Raw genomic sequence first — 12465 nt, forward strand, 5'->3', positions numbered from 1 at the left:
CGGGGCTGATTATCTTCGATTGCGGCATCCGTAGCATGGACGCAACCCTGGGCCGTCCACAAGACCGGCCCCGCCGATGCCCTCTACGCGACCGGATTCCCATGACTGACTTAACCACCCCAGCCGCCACGCGCGGCTTACCCGTATTGGCTGCCGTTTGCCTTGCCGCCCTGATTCTTCCGTTGAATTTTTCGGCCGGTGCCGTCGCGACGCTCGCGATCGGCCGGCAGCTGGGCGGAAGCGCGGCGAATCTCGCCTGGATTACCAACGCCTTCATGCTGACCTTCGGCAGTTCGTTGATGGCGGCGGGCGCTCTCGCCGATCAGTTCGGACGCAAGCGATTGTTCGTCGGAGGCGTCGGCGCGCTTACGTTGTTGTCGCTCGCGTTGTGTTTCGCATCGAGCGTGCTGGTGGTCGACGTGCTTCGCGGCCTGCAAGGTTTCGCTGCGGCGGCGGCACTTTCCGGTGGCTCGGCGGCATTGGCCCAGGTCTTTCACGGCAGGTCTCTGACGCGTGCTTTCAGTGCGCTGGGTACCAGTTTCGGCATCGGACTCGCTTTCGGGCCGTTACTTGCCGGTGTGTTGATCGGTCACTTCGGCTGGCGATCGATCTTTCTGTGCATCGCGGCCGTCGGTGCCGTGGCGCTCGCATTCGGTGCGCGACGGATGCACGAGTCCCGCAATCCGGACGCCTCCGGTCTCGACTGGCCCGGTGCGCTTACGTTTACCGCGGCGCTGGCGTGCTTTACGTATGCCGTAGTACAGGGGCCCGCCAATGGCTGGAATAGTGCGCCTGTCGTCGGTTTGCTGTGCGCGTCGTGTGTTCTTGCGGCGGCTTTCGTCTGGACAGAACTTCGCGTCGCCCGACCCATGCTCGACCTCAGCCTTTTCCGCTATGCACGTTTCGTCGGCGTGCAAGTCCTGCCGATCGGGACGTGCTACTGCTACATCGTCTTGCTGGTGCTGTTGCCGCTTCGGTTCATCGGGATCAACGGCATGCGCGAAATCGACGCGGGTCTGCTGATGCTCTCGCTCAGCGCGCCGATGCTCGTCGTGCCCGCGCTTGCGGCATGGCTTACCCGGTGGATCGCACCGGGCGTTCTTGCGGGTTCCGGATTGCTTGCGGCGGCCTTCGGTCTCTATCTGCTTAGCCGCGTGCCCATGACCGAAACGGGACAGGCGCTGATGCTTCCGATGCTGGTTATCGGCTGCGGTACGGGCCTTCCGTGGGGTCTTATGGACGGTTTGTCGATGACCGTGGTTCCGAAAGACAGGGCGGGCATGGCCACCGGCATTTTCAGTACGACGCGTGTGGCGGGCGAGGGCATCGCGCTGGCGATTGTCACCGCCGTACTTGCGACGCTGACGCAGGGGAAGCTGATGACAACCGCAAGAGCCGCCAGCGACGACACCATGGCTCGCGCGGGTGAGGCGGGCGTTCAACTTGCCGCCGGCGATCTTGTCGGCGCACAACGGATATTCCCGGAACTGAGTAGCGGATCGATGATCGCCGAATTTGCATATGCTTTCCAAACGCTGCTTCTGATCGTCGCGGTCGTTACTTTCGTCGCCGCACTGGTGACATTCGTCTGTCTGGTGCCGCGACCGGGAACGCGGACATCGGCCCTGGCTGCGGCGTCCGACGGATAAAGGGTTCTTGCGAGCTACTTGTCAGGTACCGCCGTGCACGTTCGTTCGCACTACAAATAGCGTGTCGCACAACGATTTACGTCGACATGATGGTGCCGGTTCTGTGTATCCGCGCAATCGATAGCAGTCGTACGCTGCCAGTCGAAATACCGAGACATATTTCAAACCATCTTAAGGGATTCGCCCGAGGTGTCCGCTTAGTCGTCTTTCATGACGGCGGGAGGCGTATGCGTTTTTCTCGAAGGACTGTCGGGTTGCTTCGTCAGGTAGATGGAATTGCACGCACTGAACCGGAGGGCTGTCATGCATCAGCATCGTCTTGATCGTGTTCGTCGTACTTCGTTGGCCAGAGGGATTTTTCTGGCCCTTGCACCGATCATGGCTATGCCTTTACTCACGGGTACGGCCTATGCGACCTGCACTACGGCTGGAACCACGATCACCTGCGCTACCGGGTCCAATACGAATACGGTTGTCGATGCCACCAATGGCGTGACGGTGAATGTACAAACCGGTGCGGTTGTCAGCGTTCCGGTTCTTCTCGGCGGTACCGCGCTGACACTCAGCGGCAATGGCATCACGTTGAACAACCAGGGCTCGATCGATCCGACGATCAACGGTGGCCTCAGTCTGGCGGCGTCAGGTGCCATCCTTGGCAATAGCGGTGCGAATACGATCAATGTGAACAACCTGGCCGGCGGCACCATGAATGGCCTGGTCAATATTGCTTCATTGTTCGGTTTCGGCGGTCAGGCGCTGGTGGTGCAGAACGGTACCGGCGGTGTCGCTACGATAAAGAACAGTGGCACCGTGGGCATGTCGATTCTCGGTATCGGATTGTTCACTGCGGCGGATGCGCCGGCCATCGTGTCCTATGGCGGTGGCCAGGCGAATTTTACCAACGATAGCGGCGCCAGCATTACCGGACGTATCGGCTTTAACGCACCGGGTACGGTCAGCCTCGGCAATACCTTTCTCAATGCGGGCACCATCAACGGCAGCGTGTATCTGGGCGACAGCACCGTAGGCAATACCTTCACGGCGGTGTCCGGGTCCAGCGTAAACAACAACGGCGTCGGCGTCGCGGGCTCCCTTCTTGTTATCAATGTGAAGCTTGCAGCTGCCGGCAAGGTGGATGGGGGCACGGGCACCGCCAACAAGTTGATCCTGCAGAACTCGGCGACAGGTGTGGGTTCGGGCACCGGTGGTGCCACGACCGTCATTGGCGCGGGCACCTATGTGAATTTCCAGCACCTGACGGTGAACAGCGGCACCTGGAATTTGCAGGGCGCCGTCGCCGGTGTCGACACCACGCTCAACGATGGCCTGGTGAATTTCGATAATGCCGGTGCGTTCGGCGGTGGCCTGTTCAACGTCAACGGCGGTGCTATCGCCGCCACGACGGCCGGTCTGTCGCTGGCCAATAGTTTTTCGCTCAATACGGGCAACCTTACCCTTGGCGGCACCAATGCGTTTTCGCTGTCCGGTGTGTTGTCGGGCGGGGGTGGACTGAAGATCACAAATACCGGTGTCGTGACGCTGGGGGGTGCCAACCTGTTCGCTGGCGGCGTTGCGCTCAACGCGGGCGGCCTGCTGCTGAGCAATGCCGGTGCGCTGGGTAGCGGCAACCTGTCGATAGGTGGCTCGGCTACCCTCGATACTTTGGGGGTGACCGGCCTCAGCAACAATATCGTCGTTAATGTTGGCGGCTCGTTGAATCTGATCGGTAACAGTGCGCTCAATTTGAACGGCACGCTGTCCGGCGTCGGCAACGTGATCAAGAGTGGTAGTGGTGTGCTCACGCTTGGCGGCGCAAACAGTCTGAGTGGCGGTTTCTCCATCACCGGTGGCGGATTGGCCCTGGGCGTCGGCGCCAGTCTTTCCCCCACGGGGGCCATGAATCTTTCCGCGGGTACCAACCTCGATCTTTCGGCGGCGGCGAATCAAACCATTGGTTCGCTGGGTGGGCTCGGTGGCAACGTTAACCTCGGCACGCACACCCTTACCCTGGGCGGTGTCGGCAATAGCAGTTTTGGCGGCGTCATCGCCGGTACCGGTGGCCTGATCAAAATCGGGACGGGCGTGCAGACGCTGAGCGGTGGCAACCTGTTCAGCGGCGGCGTTGCGCTGAATGCGGGTGGCCTGGTGCTGGGCAATGCCGGCGCGCTCGGCACCGGTGCCCTGAGCGTGGGTGGCGCCGCTACGTTGGATGGAAGCAGTTCCCTCGCTCTCGCCAATAACGTCGCGCTCGGTGCAGGCGGTTCGCTCGATCTGCTCGGCGGTCAACCGTTGACGTTCAACGGGGTGCTGTCGGGTGCCGGCAACCTGATCAAGAGCGGTGCGTCGCTGCTTACCTTGAATGGCGCGAATACGTTCGGTGGCGGTCTTTCGCTCAACGGTGGCGGTCTGTTGCTGGGCAATAGCGGTGCGCTGGGTACCGGCGCGTTGACGGTGGGTGGTGCGGCCACGCTGGACGGTGCGGCGGCATTGTCGCTGATCAACGACGTCACGCTCGGTGCCGGTGGTTCGCTCAATCTTCTGGGCGGCCAGCCGTTGACGTTCAACGGGGTGCTGTCGGGTGCCGGTAACCTGATCAAAGGTGGCGCTTCGACGCTTTCCTTGAACGGCGCGAATACGTTCGGTGGCGGTCTTTCGCTCAACGGTGGCGGTCTGTTGCTGGGCAATAGCGGTGCGCTGGGTACCGGCGCGTTGACGGTGGGTGGTGCGGCCACGCTGGACGGTGCGGCGGCATTGTCGCTGATCAACGACGTCACGCTCGGTGCCGGTGGTTCGCTCAATCTTCTGGGCGGCCAGCCGTTGACGTTCAACGGTGTGTTGTCGGGTGCCGGTAACCTGATCAAAGGTGGCGCTTCGACGCTTTCCTTGAATGGCGCCAACACATTCAACGGTGGTCTGACGGTCAATGGCGGCGGCCTGCTGCTTGGCAATAACGCAGCGCTGGGAACGGGCGTGTTGACGATTGGCGCCGGCGCGGCGATCAATCTGGATGGCACGGCCGCCCTGACGCTGGGCAACAACGTCGCGCTCGGTGCCGGTGGTTCGCTCAATCTTCTGGGCGGTCAACCGCTGACGTTCAATGGTGTGCTGTCGGGTACCGGAAGCCTGATCAAGAACGGCGCAGGCACTGCGACTCTGAACGGCGCGAATAATTTTACGGGCGGCCTGCAAATCGCGGGTGGCACGGTGGCGCTTGGTGTGGGCGGCAGCCTTGCGGCGGCCGGTGCGGTGGACCTGAGCGGTATCGGTGCGGCGTTCGATCTTTCGGCGGGCGGCAACCAGACCATCGGCAATCTGTCGGGCGTGGCAGGCACGAACCTGTTGCTGGGCGGCAATACACTGAGCTTCGGCGGCGCGGGCAACGCAGCATTCGGCGGCGCGATCGGCGGAACCGGCGGGCTGGTCAAACTAGGTACCGGTACCCAGACACTGACCGGCGGCAATACATTCACTGGCGGCCTCAACATCGCGGCGGGCACGCTGGCACTCGGTGCTGGCGGCAGTCTGGCGGCGAGCGGCGCGGTGACCCTCGGCGGTGCCGGTGCCGGATTCGACATTGCGGCGGGTGGCAACCAGACCATCGGTGCGTTGAACGGCATCGCTGGTGGCAACGTCACACTGGGCGGCAATACGCTGACTCTCAACGCCGCCGGGAATGCCAGCTTCAATGGTGCGATCGCCGGCGCTGGCGGACTGATCAAGACAGGTGCCGGTACGCAGACCTTGCTCGGCGCCAGTACCTTCGGTGGCGGCGTTGCATTGAACAGCGGCGGCCTGATCGTCGGAAACAACAACGCACTTGGCACGGGTGCACTGACCGTTGGGGGTGCGGCGACGCTTGCCTCCAATAGCGCGATCAATCTGGGCAATGCCATCAACTTGTCGGCGGGCGCCGGTCTGACGGTGCAAGGGGCTAACGCACTTACACTCGGCGGCCCCATTTCAGGTGGCGGCAACCTCACGCTCAACGGCACGTCCACACTGACGCTGACCGGCGCGAATACCTATGGCGGCGGCACCAACATCCAGTCGGGTACGTTGGCGATCGGCGCGGGTGGCAGCTTGCTGTCGACCGGTGCGGTATCGCTGAGCGGTACCGGTACCTTCGATATTTCCGCTGGCGGCAATCAGGCTATCGGTTCGCTCAACGGTGCGTCCGGCAACGTGAACCTGGGCGGCAACACGCTGGCCCTGAACGGTACGGGCAGTACCGCGTTCGGTGGCGCGATCGGCGGTGCCGGTGGCTTGACCATCGCCGGTGGCGTACAGGGGCTTAGCGGTGCGAATACATTCGGCGGCGGTGTCTCCCTCAACACTGGCGCCGGCCTGATCCTCGGCAACAACAGCGCACTGGGTACCGGCGTATTGAACGTCGGTGCAGGTGCGAACGCCACGCTGGATGCGAGCAGCGCGCTTACCGTCAACAACAACATCGTGCTCAACGGCGGACTGACGTTCCTGGGCAGCAATGCGTTGTCCTTGAATGGCGCGCTGTCGGGCGGCGGCGGCCTGACCAAGGATGGTCTGGCGACACTCACCTTGAACGGTGCCAACACCTATACCGGCGGCACCAATATCAACAGCGGCACGCTGGCGCTGGGCGCCGGTGCCAGCCTGGCGGGCGCCGGCACGGTGAATCTGGCGACGGGCGCTACGTTCGATCTCTCCGCGGGTAACGGCACGCAGACGTTCGGTACGTTGATCGGTGGCGGTACGGTCAATATAGGTGCCAACAACCTCACGCTGGGCAGCGCGACGAACGGCATATTCAGCGGATCGATCGCAGGCACCGGTGCTCTGACCAAGGTGGGCAGCGGCATCGAAACGTTGACCGGCGCCAATAGCTTCACCGGTGGTACGACGATCGGCGCGGGCACGCTGGCTCTCGGCGCGGGAGGCAGTTTGTCGGCCGTGGGTGCCGTGAATCTGACCGCGGGTGGCGCGGGCTTCGATATCGCCGGCGGTGGCAACCAGGCCATCGGCGCCTTGAACGGTGTGCTGGCCAGCAACGTCACGCTGGGCGGCAACACGCTGACGCTCGGTGGCGTGGGCAGTGCCAGCTTCAACGGCGTCATCGCCGGTGCCGGCGGCCTGATCAAGACCGGCGCAGGTGTACAGACGCTCGGCGGCGCGAACACCTTCGGTGGTGGCGTGGCACTGAATGCGGGTGGACTGATCGTCGGCAACAACAGCGCGCTCGGTACCGGCGCACTGACGGTCGGCGGTACGGCGACGCTGGATTCGAATGCGGCGGTTACGCTTGGCAACAATGTAAACCTGACCGGCAACGCGGGCCTGAATGTGCTTGGCGGCAACGCGCTTACCCTGGGTGGCGCGATCAGCGGTACCGGCAGCCTGAGCAAGAGTGGCGGCTCGACCTTGACGCTTACGGGCGCGAATACCTTCAACGGCGGCACCAGCATCACCGACGGAACACTGGCCCTGGGCGCCGGCGGCAGTCTGTTGTCGACGGGCCTGGTCAACGTGAGCGGTACCGGCACGCTGGATATTTCCGCGGGTGGCAATCAGGTCATCGGTGCGATCGATGGCGTTTCCGGCAGCGTGAATCTCGGCGGCAATACGCTCACGCTCGGTGGCGTGGGCAATACCAACTTTGGCGGCAGCATCGCTGGCGGTGGTGGCCTCATCAAAACCGGCGCCGGCGTGCAGACGTTGGGCGGTGCGAATACATTCGGCGGCGGCGTGGCGTTGAATGCCGGTGGATTGGTGGTCGGCAACAATGCTGCTCTCGGCAGCGGCGCATTGAGTGTTGGCGGTCTGGTGTCGCTGGATGCGAACGGACCGGTCGCTCTCGCCAACAACGTCACCCTTAATGCAGGCGCGAATCTGGACGTGGCCGGTGTCGGTGGTGCGCTCACGCTGGGCGGCGCGATTTCCGGTGCCGGCGGTTTGACCAAGGACGGCACCTCGACGTTGACGCTGACCGGTGCGAATACGTTCGGCGGTGGCACAGCAATCAATGCAGGCACGCTGGCGCTCGGCGCCGGCGGCAGCTTGTCGAACATCGGTGCGGTGACGATCGGCGCGGCGGGAACACTGGATCTGTCGCCGGGTGGCAATCAGGCCATCGGTTCACTCGCCGGTGCGGGCGCGGTGAATCTCGGCGCGAATACACTGGGCTTTGGCGATGCGGGCAATCTGACTTTCGGCGGCGTCATCAGCGGTAGCGGCGGCCTGACCAAGACCGGCACCGGTGTGCAGACGCTGACTGGCGCGAACACCTTCGGCGGTGGCGTCACCCTGGCGGGCGGCGGGCTCGTGCTCGGCAACGACGCCGCGCTGGGCACCGGTACGCTGACGGTAGCGAATGCGGGGACGCTGGATGCGAACGTGGCGGTGAATCTCGCCAACAACATCGCACTCGGCGCGGCACTGACCGACACCGGCAGTCAGGCGCTGACCTTGAACGGTCAACTCTCCGGTAGCGGTAGCCTGATCAAGGATGGTCCGGCCACGCTGACGTTGAACGGTGCCAATAACTACAGCGGCGGCACGACGGTCAATGGCGGCGGTGGCCTGATCCTGGGCAATGCGTCGGCACTCGGCAGCGGTGGATTGACGGTCGACGGTGGCAGTCTGCAAACGAGTGCCGCGTTGACGGTCGGCAATAACGTCACCGTCGGTGCGGGCGGCCTCACCGTGGAAGGCACGCAGAATCTGGATCTGAACGGCAGTCTTGCCGGCACCGGCATCGTAAATAAGCAGGGCAGCGGCACACTGACTCTGGGCGGTGCGCTCGGCGGTTTCAGTGGTTCGCTCGCAGTCAACGGCGGCGTGTTGAATGCCAGCAATCCGTATAACGGCGGCATCGCGGTTGGCGTCGGCGCCACGGCCAATCTCAACGGAAGCGGTGGCGCGGCCACTGCGGACGGTCCGATCGCCGGCACGCTGAACCTGGGTGCCGGCACCAGCCTGAATGTCGATTACGGCAACCTGGCCGGTGTCACCGGCGCAGTGAATGGCACGGGCAGCGGTACCACGCTGAACATCACCGGCAGTGGTGAAGCCACGTTACCGGGTGCGTCCATTACCAATGTTTCGAACCTCAATGTCGGCGCCGGTACGCTGGTGGTCGGCACCGGTACCAACGCCACGTTCTCGAACGGCACGACGGCGGGCGGCAACCTGGTGGTCAATGGCAATCTCGGTGGACCGGTTGCGATAGGCAGCGGCGGCGCGCTGGTGGGCGGTGGCAGCATTTCAGGTCCCGTCACCGTAAGCGGCACGTTGTCGCCGAGCGGAACGAGTGGCAGCGGCGCGGCCGCCGGCACGGGCGCACCGGGTACGACGCTTACCGTCGGAGACCTCACGACGACGGCTGGCTCGACCACGCAGGTGCGTGCCAACGGCGGTGGCACCTGCGACCATATCCAGGTCAACGGCACCGCTTCGTTGGGCGGTCAACTGGTCGCCTTACCCTCGGCGGGTTCGTATGCGGCGGTTACCAACTACACGATTCTCAACGCCAGCGGCGGCATCACCGGTGCCTATGCCGGCGTGACGCAGAACGTACTGCCCTTCCTCAATGCCAGCGTGACGAGCCAGGGCAATCAATTGGTGCTGACGCTTACGCAGGCGGGTACCGGTGGCAATCCGGGCGGCGATCCCACCGGCAATCCCGGCGGTACGCCGTTCGACAAGTTCCCCGGTCTCAACGGCAATCAGGTCGCGATGGCCGCCGCGCTACAGAACATCGCCACCAACTCGACGCGCATGCCGACGCTGCTCGGCTATGCGCGCGGCCTTACCCCGGATCAGGTGATCGGATCGTTCGATTCGCTTACCGGCGAAACCTACGCTTCGGCGTCGCAAGCGGAGTTGTACGGCCAGAACCAGTATCAGGACACCGTGCTCTATCGGATGAAACTGGCGCGCGACACCGGCGAGCAGGGGACGGCCGTCTGGGCCGAACCGTTCACCGCCACGACCAGTTTCGACGGCACCAACAACGTCGCCCAGACCGATTACCGCATCCGTGGTCTGATCGTTGGCGCCGATGCGCAGGTTGCACAGGATCTGCGCCTGGGTGCCCATGCCAGCTTCGCCAATTCGCGTACGTCGGTAAATCAGCGTGACGACAGAGTCGACGTCGATCAGTATGCGGTCGGCCTGCATGCGCTTTATTTCAATCCGCAGCAATGGTGGGCGGAAGGTATCGTGTCCTATGGCCACCAGCGCGCCGAAAGCGATCGCCGGATACAGGTGGGCTCGCTGTTCGCCGCAAATGCCAACGCTCGCTATAGTGGCTCATCGGTCAATGCGGCACTGGAGGGCGGTTATCGCTTCCAGTTCAACCAGTGGCACCTGGAGCCGTTCGTCGGAGCCTACTACGCCAAGGTGAAATACGACGGCTTCACCGAGCAAGGCGCCGGCGATGCCGCGCTTTCCGTCGGCCGCACCAGTGCAACCAGTCTCGAGTACGGCGTAGGTGCGCGACTGGTCGGCGATTTCGCAAGGAATCCCGACGGCACCCAGCTGCATCCGATCCTTCAGGTGCGTTATCTGCACAATACGAAGGACCAGCCGGCCACGGCCAACAATGCGTTCGTCAATGGCGGCACCATCGGCAGCTTCACCGCCGATGGCCTGCAGCCGGTAAAGAACCACTGGCAAGCCGCGCTTGGTTTCAGTTTCGATATCACGCCGGCAGCCAGCGCCTTCGTTTACTACAACGCGGACATCGCCAGTCACGGCACGGGCAATGCGGTGAACCTCGGCGTACGCTGGACCTTCGGCGCACCGGCGGCCGGGCTGAGCTTCAGGCCGAACCGGCAACCGGCACCCGCCATCGTCGATGCCACCGCCGTACCGGCCAATGGCGTCGCTACGCATTACAGCCCACCGGTCGCGAACCCGCCGCAGACGGCGATTGCCGTGGGCGCGGCGTCAGCGGTGGTCGCCAGTGCGGCGACGGCTTCGCCGGTCGCCGCCGCTCCTGTGCCGCGCTCGGCCGCTCCGGGCGGCCAATGCAAGATCAGGCACGCGAAGACGGCCACGGTGGCGAGCGCAGGGAATAAAAAGCCAGCGGCGGCGCATCGCCGTCCGCTTGTCAAAACCGGCGTTGCCGCCACCAGTACCGCAGCGACGCGACACGCGGTACGTCCCGTTAAAGCGGCGCCTGCACCGGAACCGGCTTGCGAGGGCTGAGATAACGGAAAGGGCCGGTGCATGACGCACCGGCCCCTTGTCGCACAACGGGTTCAGGCGCTCTCTGTTGCCCGCAGTTCCGCCAGTTCTTTTCGAAGCGCTTCGTTCTCGGCCGTCAGTTCCGCGACACGCAGTTTCAGCTCGTGGATTTCCTCGTGCTCTTCGATGGTTTCCTCTTTAGGAACCTTCTCGCGCGGCTTGCGCTTGGCATCGCGCACACGCTTGGCCGCCTGCTTGAGCTCATCGCCGCCGGCGATGGCGGCGGCGCGCTGTTCTTCTTCCGGCAGGGTCGCCACGGCCGCTGCCGCATTGATGGAGATCGTGCCGGATTTCACGGCCGCCACGACTTCCGGTGTTGCTTCCTTCTGGATTTTCTCGATCAGGCCGACCTGATTGCTGCTGAGGCGTGCCACACGAGCGAGATCTTCGCGGCTGGGCAGCGGCGCGGGTTTCACTACCTTGGCAGTGGCTGCGGGTTCCGCACTGGTGGCTCCATCTTCGCGATCGGCGGATGACTCCACCGGAGCTTCGGCTTCCGCGGCACGAACGCGCCGTTCGGTGAGGATTTCGCGCTTGCGCAGCGCGAGCACGCCGCGCTGGAAGTCCGACACGCTGCGTCGGCCCAGGTGCTGGTCGATCATCCACAGGTGTACGTCGTCCATGGACTGGAAGTGGGTGTTCTGCGCGGTCTGGAACGGAATGTCGTGCTTCTTGCAGATGCCGTAACGGTTGTGGCCGTCGACGAGGACGTCGCCCCACAGCACCAGTGCATCGCGGCAGCCTTCGGCGAGGATGCTGGCTTCGAGCGATGCGTGTTCGTCCGGCGTCAGTGGATCGATATAGGCTTTGAGTTCTTCATTGATGACGATGTCCATGGCGCGGGGTCCGGAAAGCGGCGAGGGGGCGCATTGTAAAGATCTTGCGTCGCATGTGTTGAGTCTGTCCGGACAGGACAGCGGCCTGGTTTTGGGGTAAAACCTTATGAGCGCCGTTCCGGTGCGCTTCTTTCTCCAGCCATCGCCAAGAGGAAGCTATCGATGTCCTTATCCCCCCAATCTCCGCAGGGCGGGTCTGATCTCGCCAATCCGGGTCGTCGCCGCGTTCTTGTTTCCGCTGGCATGATCGCCGCAGCCGCTGCGTTGCTGCCCTGGGCGAAAATGGCCTACGCCGAGGCACCTGCCCAGGCGAGTGCCGCCGAACTTGCCGGCTTCCTGGCCCTTTCGAAGCGTCTGACATCGCGTCCGAACCTCGACGCCGGTGTGTCGGAACGTATCTATGTCGCGCTGAGTGCCGGCGACCGGGCGTTTGGTCCCAGAGTCGCCGCGCTTACCAAAGCGATGGATGACGCGAACATCTCCGATATGCGCAAGTTCAACGAATCCGCCGTTGCCAGCGATGCTTCAATGAAGGCGCTGGCCATCGAAATCGTGCACGCATGGTATCTCGGCTACACGGGTACGCCCGGTAGCGGCACCACCGACGATGCGACGTTCATCACGTACACCGGCGCGCTCATGTACGAGTCGACGCAGGATGTCACCGTGATACCTACCTATGCCCGCGCCGGTACCAATTACTGGACCGAAGCGCCCGCAAGCATCGCTACCGACTAAGGGTCGCCACGAGCAAC

General features: G+C 63.7%; 4 protein-coding genes. 3 read left to right on the forward strand and 1 reads right to left on the reverse strand.

Annotation, left to right across the window (positions count from 1 at the left end):
* The first annotated feature begins 101 nt into the window (after positions 1-101).
* Together EC912_RS16730 and EC912_RS16735 are read left to right on the forward strand one after the other, a co-directional pair.
* Positions 102-1649 carry an MFS transporter gene (locus tag EC912_RS16730; protein WP_132146274.1) on the forward strand — a complete coding sequence of 516 codons (1548 nt, stop codon included), beginning with the start codon at positions 102-104 and terminating at the stop codon, positions 1647-1649.
* Positions 1650-2027: 378 nt separating this feature from the next.
* Positions 2028-10835, forward strand: a complete 8808-nt coding sequence (locus tag EC912_RS16735) for an autotransporter-associated beta strand repeat-containing protein (protein WP_243649333.1) — start codon at positions 2028-2030, stop codon at positions 10833-10835.
* Positions 10836-10888: 53 nt separating this feature from the next.
* On the opposite strand, the gene EC912_RS16740 is transcribed toward EC912_RS16735, so the two are convergent.
* Positions 10889-11710 carry a plasmid replication/partition related protein gene (locus EC912_RS16740; protein WP_132146280.1) on the reverse strand — a complete coding sequence of 274 codons (822 nt, stop codon included), beginning with the start codon at positions 11708-11710 and terminating at the stop codon, positions 10889-10891.
* A gap of 162 nt (positions 11711-11872) precedes the next feature.
* Here EC912_RS16740 and EC912_RS16745 point away from each other — a divergent pair, with 162 nt between their 5' ends.
* Positions 11873-12448 carry a sugar dehydrogenase complex small subunit gene (locus EC912_RS16745; RefSeq protein WP_132146283.1) on the forward strand — a complete coding sequence of 192 codons (576 nt, stop codon included), beginning with the start codon at positions 11873-11875 and terminating at the stop codon, positions 12446-12448.
* Positions 12449-12465: the final 17 nt, after the last annotated feature.

Source organism: Luteibacter rhizovicinus (assembly GCF_004342265.1).
Classification (GTDB): domain Bacteria; phylum Pseudomonadota; class Gammaproteobacteria; order Xanthomonadales; family Rhodanobacteraceae; genus Luteibacter; species Luteibacter rhizovicinus_B.